Annotated in this window: 13 protein-coding genes; 9 read left to right on the top strand and 4 right to left on the bottom strand. The window is 74.5% G+C overall.

Annotated features, from left to right (window positions below; genetic code table 11):
* Positions 1–361: 361 nt before the first annotated feature.
* Complete coding sequence (locus tag ACFQ8C_RS23190) at positions 362–1756, top strand: NAD(P)/FAD-dependent oxidoreductase (protein ID WP_383460708.1); 1395 nt, start codon at positions 362–364, stop codon at positions 1754–1756.
* A gap of 232 nt (positions 1757–1988) precedes the next feature.
* Positions 1989–2705: an HAD family hydrolase gene (locus ACFQ8C_RS23195; protein WP_383460711.1), complete on the top strand. Its 717-nt coding sequence runs from the start codon at positions 1989–1991 to the stop codon at positions 2703–2705.
* Here ACFQ8C_RS23195 and ACFQ8C_RS23200 read toward each other — a convergent pair.
* Complete coding sequence (locus ACFQ8C_RS23200) at positions 2695–4275, bottom strand: carbohydrate-binding protein (RefSeq protein ID WP_383460714.1); 1581 nt, start codon at positions 4273–4275, stop codon at positions 2695–2697. The two genes, ACFQ8C_RS23195 and ACFQ8C_RS23200, sit on opposite strands and share 11 nt — an antisense overlap.
* A 486-nt stretch (positions 4276–4761) precedes the next feature.
* On the opposite strand from ACFQ8C_RS23200, the gene ACFQ8C_RS23205 reads away from it, so the two are divergent.
* Positions 4762–5193, top strand: a complete 432-nt coding sequence (locus ACFQ8C_RS23205) for a VOC family protein (protein ID WP_383460717.1) — start codon at positions 4762–4764, stop codon at positions 5191–5193.
* Between the two features lie 129 nt (positions 5194–5322).
* Positions 5323–6231 (top strand): hypothetical protein, encoded by a 909-nt coding sequence (locus ACFQ8C_RS23210; RefSeq protein WP_383460719.1) that lies wholly within the window; start codon positions 5323–5325, stop codon positions 6229–6231.
* Positions 6232–6465: 234 nt separating this feature from the next.
* Here the strand turns inward: ACFQ8C_RS23210 and ACFQ8C_RS23215 are convergent, their stop codons facing one another.
* Positions 6466–6969, bottom strand: a complete 504-nt coding sequence (locus ACFQ8C_RS23215; protein ID WP_383460722.1) for a MarR family winged helix-turn-helix transcriptional regulator — start codon at positions 6967–6969, stop codon at positions 6466–6468.
* A gap of 225 nt (positions 6970–7194) precedes the next feature.
* On the opposite strand from ACFQ8C_RS23215, the gene ACFQ8C_RS23220 reads away from it, so the two are divergent.
* A complete protein-coding gene (locus ACFQ8C_RS23220; RefSeq protein WP_383460725.1) occupies positions 7195–8412 on the top strand; it encodes a GNAT family N-acetyltransferase in 1218 nt (405 codons plus the stop codon).
* Between the two features lie 125 nt (positions 8413–8537).
* Here the strand turns inward: ACFQ8C_RS23220 and ACFQ8C_RS23225 are convergent, their stop codons facing one another.
* Positions 8538–8957 carry an anti-sigma factor antagonist gene (locus ACFQ8C_RS23225; RefSeq protein WP_383460727.1) on the bottom strand — a complete coding sequence of 140 codons (420 nt, stop codon included), beginning with the start codon at positions 8955–8957 and terminating at the stop codon, positions 8538–8540.
* 402 nt (positions 8958–9359) lie between these two features.
* Between ACFQ8C_RS23225 and ACFQ8C_RS23230 the strand changes: the two genes are divergently transcribed.
* From ACFQ8C_RS23230 to ACFQ8C_RS23240, 3 genes are all read left to right on the top strand, one after another.
* A complete protein-coding gene (locus ACFQ8C_RS23230; RefSeq protein WP_383460729.1) occupies positions 9360–9719 on the top strand; it encodes an ArsR/SmtB family transcription factor in 360 nt (119 codons plus the stop codon).
* Between the two features lie 114 nt (positions 9720–9833).
* A complete protein-coding gene (locus ACFQ8C_RS23235; RefSeq protein WP_383460739.1) occupies positions 9834–11195 on the top strand; it encodes an MFS transporter in 1362 nt (453 codons plus the stop codon).
* Positions 11196–11416: 221 nt separating this feature from the next.
* Entirely contained in the window at positions 11417–11827 is a 411-nt protein-coding gene (locus tag ACFQ8C_RS23240) for a RidA family protein (RefSeq protein ID WP_383460732.1), read from the top strand.
* Positions 11828–11833: 6 nt separating this feature from the next.
* Here ACFQ8C_RS23240 and ACFQ8C_RS23245 read toward each other — a convergent pair whose 3' ends face one another.
* Positions 11834–12562 (bottom strand): hypothetical protein, encoded by a 729-nt coding sequence (locus tag ACFQ8C_RS23245; protein WP_383460734.1) that lies wholly within the window; start codon positions 12560–12562, stop codon positions 11834–11836.
* A gap of 372 nt (positions 12563–12934) precedes the next feature.
* Here ACFQ8C_RS23245 and ACFQ8C_RS23250 point away from each other — a divergent pair, with 372 nt between their 5' ends.
* A complete protein-coding gene (locus ACFQ8C_RS23250) occupies positions 12935–14173 on the top strand; it encodes a S8 family peptidase (RefSeq protein ID WP_383460736.1) in 1239 nt (412 codons plus the stop codon).
* The last annotated feature ends 43 nt before the right edge of the window (positions 14174–14216 follow it).

Raw genomic sequence — 14216 nt, forward strand, 5'->3', positions numbered from 1 at the left:
GGGCGTCCGCCCCTGAGGGCGTGGGACGACGTCAGGCGTGGAAGCGGTACACCGCCTGGGCCGCGCAGGCGGGCTTCTCGGAACCGTCGGTCTCGACGGCGAGGTCGACGGCGAGGTCGACGGTGACCTCGACGCTGCCGCGGACGTCCTCGACGGAGGCGATCCGGCCGTGGGCCGGCGGATCGAACGGCTTCCGGAACGCTGGGGCCGGCGGGGTCGAAGGCCTCGGGATCCGGCAGGGGCCTCGCCTTCGGGCCTTACGTCAACACCATTGACCTTGCCGTACGCGGCCGGGTCTCATGGGCGGCACCTCGGAAGGAGTCCCGCGACCGGGCTCCTCCGCGATCCGAAGGACACCCCCATGGACCACCTGCACGCGCTGCGGGACGCCGCGCCGACCCCGTTCTGGCTCGACGACGCCCGCCGTCCCCAGGCCACCCCCGCCCTCGTCGGAGGCACCACCTGCGACCTCCTGGTCGTCGGCGGCGGCTACGCCGGCCTGTGGACCGCGCTCGTCGCCAAGGAACGCGACCCCTCCACCGACGTCGTCCTCATCGAGGGCGAGGAGATCGGCCACGCGGCCTCCGGCCGCAACGGCGGATTCTGCGAGTCGAGCCTCACCCACGGCCTCGGCAACGGCCTGGGCCGCTGGCCCGACGAGATCGCCACCCTCGAACGCCTCGGCCGGGAGAACCTCCAGGCCATGGAGGACGCCATCGAGCGGTACGGCATCGACTGCGACTGGGAGCGGACCGGCTCCCTCGTCGTCGCCACCGAACCCCACCAGCTCGCCTGGCTCGCCGAGGAGGCCGAGACCGCCGGACGGTACGGCGCCACCACCGCGCTCCTCGACGCCGACGCCGTACGCGCCGAGATCGACTCGCCGACCTTCCTCGGCGGCCTGTGGAACAAGAGCGACACGGCCATGGTCAACCCGGCCCGCCTCGCCTGGGGCCTCAAGAAGGCCTGCCTCGACCTCGGCGTCCGCGTCCACGAGCACACCCCCGGCCTCTCCCTCGACGAGCACGGCGCCGTCGTCGCCGTCCGCACCCCCTACGGCCGTGTCACCGCCCGCGGCGTCGCCCTCGCCACCAACGCCTACCCGTCCCTGCTGCGCCGCCACCGCCCCTACACGGTCCCCGTCTACGACTACGCGCTGATGACCGAGCCGCTGAGCGAGGAGCAGCTCGCCGCCGTCGGCTGGAAGAACCGCCAGGGCTGGTCCGACCCCGCGAACCACTTCCACTACGTGCGGATCTCCGCCGACGACCGCATCCTGTGGGGCGGCTACGACGTCGTCTACGACTACGCGGGCCGCGTCAGCGCCGAGCGGGAGCGGCGCCCCGAGACCTTCGCCACCCTCGCGCGCACCTTCTTCGGGACCTTCCCCCAGTTGGAAGGGGTCCGCTTCAGCCATGCCTGGGGCGGAGCCATCGACACCAGCACCCGCTTCTGCGTCTTCTTCGACACGAGCCACCGGGGGAAGGTCGCGTACGCCGCCGGGTTCACCGGTCTCGGCGTCGGCGCCACCCGCTTCGGCGCCGAGGTGATGCTCGACCTGCTGGCCGGCGCCCGCACCGAGCGCACCGCCCTCGAACTCGTCCGCCGCAAGCCGCTGCCCTTCCCGCCCGAGCCCGTCCGCTCCCTCGGCATCGGCATCACCCAGCGCTCGCTCACCCGCTCCGACCGCAACGAGGGCCGCCGCGACCTGTGGCTCCGCACCCTCGACCGCCTCGGCCTCGGCTTCGGCAGCTGACCGCCGCCCTCTTCCCGTACCGCCGCCCTCTCCCCGTACCGCCGCCCTCGGCAGCTCCACCGCCGCGCTCTTCGCCGTCACCCCTCGCCGGTGCCGTGTCGGTCTTCTTCGCCCGCAACGTACGCTGACCGGGACCGGGCCCGGGACCGGACCCGGAGCAGGACCGGAGCGGGCTCAGGGCCAGACCCGGAGTGGGCCCGGAACCAGGCCCGGAAGCAGGAGAGAGGCGGCGATGGACGGACCGCTGCTGCATGTCTTCGACATGGACGGCACGCTGCTGAGGGACACCTCGGCCAGCCTGGAGATCGCCGCCCGGCTGGGCTGCGCCGGAGAGATCCGCGCTCTCGAGGCCGAGTTCGCGGCCGGCGCCGTCGACACCCGGGGCTTCGCCGCCGCCCTGTACGACCTGTGGCGTCACCTCACCCCCGGCGTCGTCGCGGAGGCCTTCGACGGGGCGCCGTGGATCGGCGGACTCCCGGAGGTCCTCGCGGACATCCGGGCCCGGGGCGACCGGGCCGTCGTCGTCACCATGTCCCCGGACTTCTTCGCCGACCGGCTCCGCGGCCTCGGCGTCGACGACGTGGTCGCCTCCGGCTTCCCGCCCCCGCCCTTCCGGTCGGCGCTCGACCCGGCCAGGATCCTCGTCCCCGGGGACAAGGTGACCGCCGTCGACCGCCTCCGCGCCGCCCACGGCCTCGACCGCGACTCCTGCGTGGCCTACGGCGACTCCGGCTCCGACGTACCCCTCTTCGCCGCCCTCCGCCACACCGTCGCCGTCAACGCCACCCCGGGCCTCCGCGCCCTGGCCGGCGCCGGCTACGACGGGGACGACCTGCGGGCCGCGTACGCCCTGGGGAGAGGACTGTGCGCCCGTACCCGAACGAGCGGGTACGGGCGCGCGGTCGGTCCGTCGACCGGGACGGTCCCTGAGGGGCGGGTCACCAGGTGACGGGCTTGCCCCCGAAGGTCACGGCGAGCGAGCCGTTCGAGGCGAAGGACCAGCCGAGGGCGCCGGTGTGGTTCGCGCACCGCGAGCCGTTCGTCCCGGACCAGAACTGGTTCGTGGCGTCGACGTCGCCCACGAGCTTGTCGTTGGTGCCGGAACTCGTGCTGCGGCAGGACGTGTTGCTGCGGAAGACCGAAGTGCCCGCCTCGAAGGTGTAGTTGCGCTGGGCGTTGTCGACCGAGATGTTCTCGGAGACCTTCAGGGAGCCCGGGTTGCTGTTGTAGGTGAAGCCGTGCTTGCCGTTGCGGTAGGCGATGCTGCGCCGCACCACGTGGTCGACGGCGATGGACTCGCCGCCGAGCTTGTAGCCGTTGCGGTCGCCGTTGGCGTTCACGGTCCCGTCGGAGAGCGTGCCGTTGGTGTACGCGAGGGAGTACTCGATCGTCACCGGGTCGATCGCGCCCGTGTCCGGCTTGGTGTAGAGGTCCCAGCCGTCGTCGATGTTGTTGTGGGCGACCGCGTACCGGAAGACGTTCCCGGGTCCGGTGGTCAGTTTGGCGGCGAAGCCGTCGGCGTTCTCGCCGGCCGCGTCCGCGTTGTCGTGGGACTCGACGCTCACCATGAGGTTGCGGGCCGGCCACTGGGCGCGCGGGGTGCTGGAGGCGATCCGCCCGAGCTGGAGGCCGGTGTCGCGGTTGAAGCGGGTCACCGTGCGCTCGATGACGTTGTCGCTGCCGCCGACGTAGATGCCGTTGTCGCCGGCCCGCTGGACGATCAGCCCCTTGACGTGCCAGAAGTCGCCGTTCAGAGCGAGCCCCCGGTTGGAGGAGGACTCGGCCATCGCGGAGAAGTCGAGGACCGGCGTCTCGCCCGGGTAGGCGGCGATCGTCTTGCGGGCGGCGGAGGTGCCGTTGTTGCCCGCCGCGACGGTGATGGTCTGGGCGTGTGCATACGTGCCGCCGCGCAGGTAGATCGTGCCGCCCGCCCCGATCCGGGTGATCGCGGAGGCGAGCGTCGTGGGGTCGGCCTGGGTGCCGGAGGCGCCCGCGCTGCCGGCGGGCGACACGTAGAGGGCGGGCCCGGAGGGGGCGGGGGAGTCGGCGGTGGTGAGCTCGACGTGGTCGACGTTGGGCAGTCCGGCGGCGGTCGTCGGGCTCAGCCGGACGGTGTTGGAGCCCGCCACGACCGGCACGGAGAACGTCTTGGACGTCCATCCGGTCCAGGCGCCGGTGGACTCGAAGGACGCCCCCGCCGCCACCGTCGTCCCGTTGACGACGACGTCCGCGGGCCGGGCGGTGGTCGTCCCGTTGGCGAACCGCACGGTGAGCGTGGCCGTCCCGGCGGCGGGCGCCGTGACGGTGAACTGCGCGTGCGCGCCGACGGCGTTGGTCCCGTTGCAGAACCCGCTGCCGGAGAACCCGGTCCAGTCGGAGTCGATCGTGCCGGTGCAGACGGCGGGCGATACCTCGGCCTCGTACCGTCCGGTCGCGGCCTGGGCGCCGCCGGCGGCGCCCAGCGCGACGAGGGTGCCTGCGACGAGGCCCACGCTGAGGGCGAGGGGAGTGGTGCGCATCGGTGTCTCCAGGTGGGGGAGGCGGCTCGGACACGGTGGAAAGCGCTTTCTCGGCGCCGTGGCAGACGCTAGGGGGAGTGTCGGAGACACGTCAATATGCGGGTACGTGATTGCTGTTCATGAATATGAACGTGGCATGCGGCGTGCCGAGCACGCCGGACCGGACTGCCGCCGCCCCGGCGAACTCCCGTCGTACGGGCGCGGGATCACGAGCGTCCCCTCCGAGGCGGCCGTCATGCTGAAGGGAAAGGAAGGGAAGGGGGGAGGGGGAAGAGGGAGGCGCGGAGCGGTCGAGTGCGCGACCGCGGCGGCCACGGGCGGGGCGCCGTCGAGCCCTCCGATGCCGCGGAAGCGGGCCCCCGGCCGGACGTCTTCCGCAGGCCGGGCCCGGACGGAAGTCGGGGCGGAGGCCTGGACGGAACCCGGACGGAACCCGGACGGAAAACCGTTCGCGGTGCGCGGAGGTGTCCGGCCTATGATGCCCGGATGCCGGCGATCAGGAAATTCCAGGTCACCTTCGACTGCGCGGAACCCGAGCGCGTCGCCCGCTTCTGGTGCGAGGTGCTGGGGCACGACGCACCCCCGCCACCGGAGGGCTTCGCCACCTGGGCCGACTTCGAGCGCGCGCACCCCGGGCACCGGGGTGCTGCGCACGCGGCCATCAGCCCCGAGGACGGAAGCCCGCGCATGTACTTCCAGCGCGTCCCCGAGGGCAAGGTCGTCAAGAACCGGGTCCACCTCTGCGTCCGTGTCGGCACCGGCCTCGTGGGCGAGGAGCGCCTCGCCGTACTGGAGGCCGAGTGCGTCCGCCTGACCGCGCTCGGAGCCGTACGCGAACGCGTGCTGCTGGCGGACGGCGTCAACGAGTCGTGCATCGTGATGCAGGACATCGAGGGCAACGAGTTCTGCCTCGACTGACCGCGCGCGAGCGACGGGAACGGACCGCCTCCGGTGTGGCCGGGCGGCCGGAGTGCCGGGCCGGGAGACGCGCGGGCGGGGGCGGTCAGAGGGGCGGTCAAGGAGGCGGCCAAAAAAAGGGGGGCGGACGTGGTGCGACGGGAGAAGGCCTCGGTGCCGGAGGGCCGGACGTACCGGCGGAGCGTGTGGACCACGCTCACCGGCTGGGGGATGCTGCTCAGCGCCACGGGGGCGGTCGGCTGCGTCCTGTGGGGTGTCGGACCGTACCCGCCGCTGGTCACCGAGACGGGCCTGACCGCGCTCGCCGTGGTCCTCGCCGCCGCCTGGGTCGTGGCCTCCCGCCGGGCCCCGCGACGCACCGGTCTCCCGCCGGCCGCCGGCCGCGGGCTGGTGTGGCTGATCGCCTGGCTGGTGCCGCTGGCCACGCTGGCCTGCTTCGACCTCGGGTTCATGGTGTCGCCGGAGTACGGGCGGGAGACCGGGCGCCTGGAGGCGGGCCGCTTCGGGGAGTACTCCGTCACCGTCGTCCGGCTCGCCGGCGAACCGGTCCGCGGCGACAGCGCGTCCGACGAGCCCGTGTACTTCGAGACCGACCTGGTCCTGCGCATCCCGTACGACAGCGGTCCGCGCGAGGTGACCGTGCCCGGCATGTACACCCGTCACGACCCGCCGAAGGCGGGCATGAGGATCGACGTCTCCTACGCGCCGGGCGATCCGCGCCCGGACTCGCCGGTCCTGGAGGACGGCCGGCGCTGGGGCACCGGCGTGATCGGGAGCCGCATGCTCCTGATCACCCTCTTCCCGGTCGTCTTCGCGGGATCCATCCTGACGGGCACGCTCGGCCACGAAATGCGGGGCGCGGTACGGAGGTTCACCCCGTCCGTGCATCTCCCCGCCCTGGGCGTCCTCCTCCTCGGCCTGCTCCTTCTCCTGCCGACGGCCCTGGGCTGGGGGGCCGGCGGCTGGGCCCGCCCGGCGGCCTTCCTGTCCTGCGCGGCGCCGGGGGTGGCGCTGGCGTGGGTCTGGCGGTCGGCCTAGCCGCTTCGGCGGGGCTCCCGTGTGCGGAGATCCCCGGCGCATGCGGTGGGCTCGTGTCCCTGGGGCCGTCCGCCGGTCCCCGTCAGGTACCTGGTGTGGGGGTACGTATCCCGTATCCCGGATCCCGTATCCCGTATCCCGGATCCCGTATCCCGTATCCCGGATCCCGGATCCCGGATCCCGGATCCCGGATCCCGGATCCCGGATCCCGGATCCCGGATCCCGGATCCCGGATCAGGGTGTACGGGCGGACTCCCCGTCGCTCCCGGCGTTGGCGGCCATCCTTCGGAGCACCTTCAGCGCCGCGACGTACTCCTCGTCACTGACGCCCTCGTGGACCACGGCCCGCAGGTCGGAGGCCAGTTCACGCAGGCGCACGCGGGCGGCCTCGCCGTCGTCGGTGAGGTGCAGTCGCTGGTCGGCTTCGCGTCGCAGCCATGCGCGGTGGAGCAACTGGTCGACGACCCGACCGATTTCGTGCGGTCCGTCGGCGAGCGGCGTCAGCCCCTCGACCACTTCCTGTCGACTCGGTGCGCCCGGGCTGTGCTTCACGTGGTTGAGCACCCAGTACTGAGGCTGCGTCACGTCGATCCTGGCCATCGCGTCCCGCAGTCTCCGGGTGACGGCGGTGTGAACCAGCCCGCTCCAGTAGCCGATGGGCTGCGCGGCGAGCGTCTCGTCGGTGGCGGCGGGATCCGCCGGGGCCTGGTCGGGGCGGTTGTCGGTCGACGGTTCCATGATCACGAGGCTACCCCCTGTCGTATGTGCCGACGTGTGCGCGTGCGTTCCGCTCAGGCGGGAGCGAAGTGGTGAGCAGAAGCAGAAGCAGAAGCAGAAGCAGGAGCGGGAGCAGGGAACGGGTGGCGGGCCGGGGGATATCCGTTTGACCAGGGCCCGGGTCGGCGATGCACTGGGCCGGACACCACGAGGCGTGGTGCGGCGCGCGGGGAGGCGGCGACAGCGATGGAGATCCGTTCGACGACCGACGAGGACCTCGACGTCTTCGTCGACACACTGCACGCCGCCTTCGGGCTCGTCCCGGAGAAGCCGGGGGAGGACGGTGGAGGGCTGTGGTGGTCGGCCTTCGAGATGGACCGGAACCTGCTCGCCCTCGCCCCGGACGGGCGGCCGATCGGGACCGCGGGCGCGTACTCCTTCGAGCTCACGCTGCCCGGGGAGGCCGTCGTCCCGGTCTCCGGGGTCACGGCCGTGGGCGTCCTGCCCACCCACCGACGGCAAGGCGTGCTCAGCGCCATGATGCGGCGTCAGCTCGCCGAACTGCGCGAGCGCGGCGAACTGCTCTCCGTGCTGCTGGCGTCCGAGGCGCTGATCTACCGCAGGTTCGGCTACGGGCCCGCCACCTACACGCAGCGGATCACCGTGCCGCGCCACGAGGCGGCCTTCGCGCGGCCCCGGGCGCTCGGCGCCGAGGACGTCCGGCCCGGATCGGTCGAACTGCTGCGGCGGGCCGACTGCGGCGAACTCCTCGAAGAGGTCTACGACCGGTACCGCCGCTCCCAGCCCGGCGCGCTCTCGCGCCCGCACCGCTGGTGGGCGCTGGGCGCGGGGCAGCCGCCGGTCGCGCGGACGCCGCGGTACGTGGCGGTGCACCGGGACGCCGACGGAGCACCGGACGGGTACGCCTCCTACTCCGTCGACGCCGGGACCCTCACGGTCGACGAGACCATCGCCGCCGACGACGCGGTCTTCGCGGACCTGGCGCGGTTCGCGCTCGGCCACGACCTCGTCACCCGGGTCGTCTTCAAGCAGGTCCCGCCCGGCCACCCGCTGCGCCACCGGCTCGCGGACTTCCGCGCGGGAGAGGTGAGCCACGACACCGACTGGCTCTGGGTGCGTCTCCTCGACATCCCCCGAGCCCTGGCCGCGCGTGCCTGGCCGGCGGACGGCGAACTCGTCCTGGAGGTCGACGACCCCTTCCTGGGCGAGCGGGCCCGCTACCTGCTGACCGTCCAGGACGGCAAGGCCGACTGCGCCCCGACCGACCGCGGGCCCGACCTCTCCCTGGACGTGAGCGACCTGGGCTCCCTCTACCTGGGCGGTACGACGCCCGGCACCCTGGCCCGCGCCGGCCACATCCGCACCCACCACCCGGCCGCCGCCTCGCGGGCCGACGCCCTCTTCCGCCCGGACCGCGCGCCGCACTGCCTGCACTGGTTCTGAGCGGCGCGGGAGGGGGCGGACGGGAGGGGCGGACGGGAGGAGGCGAGGCGGGAGGCAGGCGTGCGGGGGAAGAGTGTGAGCGAGCGGGGCGTGAGGGAAGGTGGGCGCGGCAAGGCCGGACGGGCTCAGGCGTCCTCGGGCCAGGCGTCGCTACGCCATTCGCGTTCCTCCACGCCCCGGTCCCGGTGGGCGGCGAGTGCGGCGGCGAGGTCTCCGTGCACCGTGACGACGACCTTCCCGTCTCCGAACCCGCCGTCGGCCCCGGCCCCGGATCCGGCCCCGGGCGCGCCGCTCCCCGGCACGGCGGCGAGTTCGAGCCCCCGGCCCTCCGCGGCGAGCCGCAGGGCGGCTTCCGACACCGCCAGGCGGCCTCCGTCGGACCACCCGCGCAGGCCGGTCAGGTCCAGGACGACGGGCCCGGTGCCCCGGGCGAGGGCCCAGCCGACGGCTCCCTGGAACCGCCCCACGGCCTCCTGCCCGAGGAAGCCGGCCAGGGAGAGCACGCCGAGGCCGGGGTGGATGGTGTAGCGCCACTCGATGGTCATCGTCGTCTCTCCTCGCTTCCGGCCAGGTCTCGGCCCTCCGCAGCATCCTCACCCGAGAGCCCGCTCCCGCGCACGACGGTCCACGGATCGGTCACCCGTCCCGAGACGCGGACACCGGTGGCGGTCGGGCGGCGCCGCTCCGGACCGCGCCACGCCTGGTCCGGCCCGGCGGTCCGGCCCGGCGGTCCGGTCCGGCGGTCCGGTCCGGCCCGGCTGTCCGGTCCGGCCCGGCGGTGAGCCGGTACGCCGCCCCGGGCCCCGGGCCCCGGGCCGCTCCTGCCCCGGCCTCGCCCCGCTCCCGCCCTCGCTCCCGCTCCCGCCCTCGCTCCCGCTCCCGCCCTCGCTCCCGCTCCCGCCCCCGCCCTCGCTCCCGCTCCCGCCTCCGCTCCCTACGATGGGCGCATGGCGGATCCCGTGCGTGAACAGGCCGTGTCCCCCGTCCATCCGCGGACGCCGGGGGCTCCGGAGCTCGCGGCGGCGGCGGAGGTGTTCGGGTTGCTCAGCGACCCGACGCGGTTGCAGCTGTTGTGGGTGCTGACGCGCGGGGAGGCCGATGTCGGCGCCCTGACCGAGGCGTGCGGCGCCGCGCGGCCGGCGGTCAGCCAGCACCTGGCGAAGTTGCGGCTGGGTGGGTTGGTGCAGGCGCGGAAGGACGGGCGGCGGGTGGTGTACGCCCTGCCGGACGGGCACCTGAAGCGGCTGGTGGTCGAGGCGCTGAACCGGGCCGACCACGTGGTGACGGGGGAGCCCTGGCACGACTGAGGGGAGGGGCGAGGCGGGTAGTGCACCCCTTCTTCACGTCTACATGTGCGCACCCATGCACATGTCCGCTACCGTGAGGGAGACCGCACCCCGCTGCCGAACGAGGGCGTCCCCATGCTGTCCGTCCTGCGCGACCGCACCTACCGGCACCTCTTCCTCGCCCAGGTCGTCGCCCTCACCGGCACCGGCCTCGCGACCGTCGCCCTCGCGCTCCTCGCGTACGACCTCGCCGGGGGCCGGGCCGCCGCCGTGCTCGGCACCGCGCTCGCGCTCAAGATGGCGGCGTACGTCGCCCTGGCACCGCTCGCCGGGGCGCTGGCGCGCCGGGTCCCGCGTCGGGCGCTGCTCGTCGGGGCCGATCTCGTACGGCTGGCCGCCGCGCTGGCCCTGCCCTTCGTGGACCGGGTCTGGCAGGTGTACGCGCTCGTGCTGCTGCTCCAGGCCGCCTCGGCGGTCTTCACCCCCGCCTTCCAGGCGACGATCCCGCGCGTCCTGCCCGAGGAGGGCGACTACACCCGGGCCCTCGCCCTCTCGCGGCTCGCCTACGACCTGGAGAGCCTGGCCAGCCCGGTCCTCGCCGCCGCGCTCCTCGCCCTCGTGCCGTACGGGTGGCTGTTCGCCGGCACCGCGGCCGGGTTCCTGCTCTCCGCGCTCCTCGTGCTGCCCCTGCGGCTGCCGCCGGACGCGGACCCCGGCCCTCACGGACCGGCGGCGGGGCGGGTCCTCGGCGTCCGGCTTCTGCTCGCCACTCCCCGGCTGCGCGCCCTGCTCGCGCTCGACCTGGCCGTCGCCGCCGCCGGGGCGCTGGTCCTCGTCGACACGGTCGTCCTCGTCCGGGACGGGCTCGGGCGCCCGGCCGGCGACGTGTCCCTCGCCCTCGCCGCGTACGGCGCGGGCTCCATGGCGGTCGCCCTGCTCCTCCCGCGCCTCCTCGGCCGGACCGGCGACCGCGCCCTCATGCTGCCTGCCTCGGGCGCCCTCGCCGCCACGCTCGGCCTGCTCTCCGCCGGACTCGCCTCCGGCTGGGCCGACGACCACCGGGCGGCCGCCTGGCCCGCGCTGCTCGCCCTCTGGCTCGTCCTCGGCGCCGCCACCTCCGCGGTCCTCACCCCTGGCGGGCGGCTGCTGCGCCGGTCCGCCGCCGACGCCGACCTGCCCGGCCTCTTTGCCGCCCGCTTCTCCCTCTCGCACGGCTGCTGGCTGCTCACCTACCCGCTCGCCGGCTGGCTCGCCTTCCGCGCGGGGCCCGCCACCTCGGCCGCCGCGCTCACCGCAGTCGCCCTGGTCGCCGCCGTCTGCGCCGCCCGCCTCTGGCCGCGCCGCGACCCGGAGGAACTCGAACACGCCCATCCCGAACTCCCCGTCGGCCACCCCCACATGTCCGGCCCGTCCGGCACGGGCGGCGGCGGACACCGGCACGTCCACCCCTTCCGTATCGACGCCCTCCACCGCCACTGGCCCACCCCCGCGGGCTGAGGCTTCCGGGCCGCGGCCCCCGGCGGGGAAAATCGGGTCGAGTCGGCGGGGGAACCCTGAGAGGGTGACGTGTTCCCGTGACCGTGACCGGGTTCGTGACCGGGTCGGCAACAGGGTCGGCGCGGTTCCTGCCACGGCCCTTGCCGCTGCCCTTATCCCGGGTTCCGGTTCCGGCTTCGGCTTCGGCCCCGGTCACGCCGCCGCAGTCGAGAGGATCCTCCGTGCCCCGCGCCGTCAGCCTCATCCGTTCCGCCTCCCTGTCCGATGTCGCCGAGTACGCGTACGCGGCGACCGCGCCCGCCGAGGCCCGGCTGATCTTCCTGGCCGGCTCCTGCCCGCTCGACGCCGACGGCGCCACCGTCGCCGTCGGGGGCGTCGCCGGGCAGGCCGCCGCCTGCGTCGACAACCTGCGGACGGCGCTGAAGGACGCGGGGGCCGGGATCGAGGACGTCATCAGCACCCGCGTCCTCGTCGCGACCACCCGTCAGAACGACCTGGTGGCCGCCTGGCAGGTCGTACGGGACGCCTTCGGCGACCACGACGTGCCCAGCACCCTGATGGGCGTCACCGTGCTCGGGTACACCGACCAGCTGGTCGAGATCGAGGCCGTGGCCGCCGTCCTCGACGCCTGACCGCCGTCACGCGGGCAGGCGGGTCCACAGCGTCAGGTCGCTGGACGTGGCGACCGCGAGCGTCCGGCCCGACGGGGAGAACCCGGCGGCGCGCAGCGTCGACCAGGTGGAGTGGAGGACGTGCCACCAGCCCTCCGTGTGGGGCGGCCGGTGCCAGTCGCCGCCGTTGTCCGAGAGCAGGATCCGGTGGCTCGGCCAGTCCGGGGCCTCGACGTCCACCGACCATCCGTCGCCGCTCGTGCTGTGCAGCCCGCCGCCGAACAGCCCGGCGACGTGCACCCGTCGGCCGGCGAGCGGGCCGATCCAGGGGCACGACAGGTCGGGCGTGCCGTCCGGTCCGTCGTCCTCGGGGTCCCGGTCGCGCGCGATCCGCTCGCCCGTCACCGCGTCGAAGACGCCGTACCCGTCGCGGGACACGACCATCGCCAGGTCGTGGCCGGTGGCCGGGTCGACACCGAAGCCGACGCCGGTGAGTCCGCCGACGGCGGCGTGACCGCCGAACACGTTCCGCCACGGCGCCGGTGCGGGGACGACGGGCGCGGCGAGGAGGCGTTCTCGCAGCTTCTCCTGGTAGGGCGACAGGGCGTGGGCGTGGGCGGTGGGACCGTCATCGCCCCTGGCGCCGGAGCCGCCACCGCCACTGGCACCTGAGTCGGCTCCGGTGCCGGTGCCGGGACCGGGACCGGAGTCAGGGGCGGGTCCGGGTCCGGGTCCGGTACTGGTGTTCCTTCGCATTCCCCGATCATGGCGGACCGCCCGATGGCGGCGGCATGGCGGGGTGGGACCGTCCCGGACCGGCGCCGGTGGCCCCGCCTGGCCGGTCCTCGCGGGTGACGGCCGGAACGCGACGGTGGTGGCGCGGGGGTGATGCGGGGGTGGTTCGTGGGGGTTCGGCAGGGGATCGGATGAGCCCTCGTGTCCACTGCGTGTCGGATGCATGACAAGGACCCAACTTCCTTGATCCGCCCGGTCGGTGAGGCACAGGCTTCTGCTCACGCCGAACGGAGGACCCCCTCCCCGGCGGCGCGTGCGACCGCACGCGGCCCCACCCCCACGAACCGTGCCGCCCGACCCCGGGCGCGCCGCCAAGAGGAGGAACCCCTCGCCATGGCACTCCCCACGCACCGCACCTCCCGCCGGAACCTGATCGCCGCCACCACCACCGCGGCCTCCGCCGCCGTCGTCGCCGCGCTCGTCACCGGCCTCGCCGTGGCCCCCGCGCAGGCCGCCCCGGCCCCGGCCGAGGGCGTCGTCGTCGCCGCCGGTGCGCCCGACGCCGTCGACGGCAGCTACCTCGTCACGCTCAAGCCGGGCGCCGGCTTCGCCGCGGGATCCGCCAAGGGCCGCGGACTCATAGCCGGTTACGGCGGCAAGGTCGGCAAGACCTTCGGCGCGGCGCTCAACGGCTACACCGCCACCCTCGACGCCGCGGCCGCCCGCCGCCTCGCCGCCGACCCGGCCGTCGCCACCGTCGAGCAGAACCGGATCGTCCACGCGGACGCCACCCAGACCAACGCCCCCTGGGGCCTCGACCGCATCGACCAGGCCGCCCTGCCGCTCTCGGGCACCTACACGTACCCCGACAGCGCGGGCGCCGGGGTGACCGCGTACGTCATCGACACCGGCGTGCGGATCAGCCACGGCGAGCTCGCGGGCCGGGCCGTCAACGGCTACGACGCCGTCGAGGGCGACACCGTCGCGCAGGACGGCAACGGCCACGGCACCCACGTCGCCACCACCATCGCCGGTTCCACCTACGGCGTCGCGAAGGCCGCCAAGGTCGTCGCCGTCCGCGTCCTCGACGCCAACGGCTCCGGCACCACCGCCGGCGTCGTCGCCGGCATCGACTGGGTGACCTCCCACCACGCCGCCGGAGCCCCGGCCGTCGCCAACCTCTCCCTCGGCGGTGGCGCCTCCACCACCCTCGACAACGCGGTCAGGCGCTCCATCGCCGACGGCGTCACCTACGCCGTCGCCGCCGGCAACTCCGGCGTGAACGCCGGCAACTCCTCGCCCGCCCGCGTCACCGAGGCCATCACCGTCGGCGCCACCGGCAACACCGACGCCAAGGCCAGCTGGTCCAACTACGGCGCCGTCCTGGACCTGTTCGCCCCGGGAGTCTCCATCACCGCCGGCTGGCACACCAGTGACACCGCGACGAACACCATCTCCGGCACCTCCATGGCCACCCCGCACGTCGCCGGCGCCGCCGCCGTCTACCTCGCCGGCCACACCTCCGCCACCCCCGCCCAGGTCGCCACCGCGCTCGTGAACGGCGCCACCCCCGGCAAGGTCACCAGCCCCGGCACCGGCTCCCCGAACCGCCTCCTGCGCCTCGTCCCGTAACCCAGGGGACGTGACCGTGCCCCGGCTCGCCCCTCGGGGCGCC

The sequence above is a fragment of the Streptomyces sp. NPDC056503 genome (assembly GCF_042794995.1).
Classification (GTDB): domain Bacteria; phylum Actinomycetota; class Actinomycetes; order Streptomycetales; family Streptomycetaceae; genus Streptomyces.

What these genes read in the sequence shown, in the direction of transcription:
- ACFQ8C_RS23190 (WP_383460708.1), top strand. Translation starts at nt 362, where the DNA reads ATGGACCACCTGCACGCGCTGCGGGACGCCGCGCCGACCCCGTTCTGG.
- ACFQ8C_RS23195 (WP_383460711.1), top strand. Translation starts at nt 1,989, where the DNA reads ATGGACGGACCGCTGCTGCATGTCTTCGACATGGACGGCACGCTGCTG.
- ACFQ8C_RS23200 (WP_383460714.1), bottom strand. Translation starts at nt 4,275, where the DNA reads ATGCGCACCACTCCCCTCGCCCTCAGCGTGGGCCTCGTCGCAGGCACC.
- ACFQ8C_RS23205 (WP_383460717.1), top strand. Translation starts at nt 4,762, where the DNA reads ATGCCGGCGATCAGGAAATTCCAGGTCACCTTCGACTGCGCGGAACCC.
- ACFQ8C_RS23215 (WP_383460722.1), bottom strand. Translation starts at nt 6,969, where the DNA reads ATGGAACCGTCGACCGACAACCGCCCCGACCAGGCCCCGGCGGATCCC.
- ACFQ8C_RS23220 (WP_383460725.1), top strand. Translation starts at nt 7,195, where the DNA reads ATGGAGATCCGTTCGACGACCGACGAGGACCTCGACGTCTTCGTCGAC.
- ACFQ8C_RS23225 (WP_383460727.1), bottom strand. Translation starts at nt 8,957, where the DNA reads ATGACCATCGAGTGGCGCTACACCATCCACCCCGGCCTCGGCGTGCTC.
- ACFQ8C_RS23230 (WP_383460729.1), top strand. Translation starts at nt 9,360, where the DNA reads ATGGCGGATCCCGTGCGTGAACAGGCCGTGTCCCCCGTCCATCCGCGG.
- ACFQ8C_RS23235 (WP_383460739.1), top strand. Translation starts at nt 9,834, where the DNA reads ATGCTGTCCGTCCTGCGCGACCGCACCTACCGGCACCTCTTCCTCGCC.
- ACFQ8C_RS23245 (WP_383460734.1), bottom strand. Translation starts at nt 12,562, where the DNA reads ATGCGAAGGAACACCAGTACCGGACCCGGACCCGGACCCGCCCCTGAC.
- ACFQ8C_RS23250 (WP_383460736.1), top strand. Translation starts at nt 12,935, where the DNA reads ATGGCACTCCCCACGCACCGCACCTCCCGCCGGAACCTGATCGCCGCC.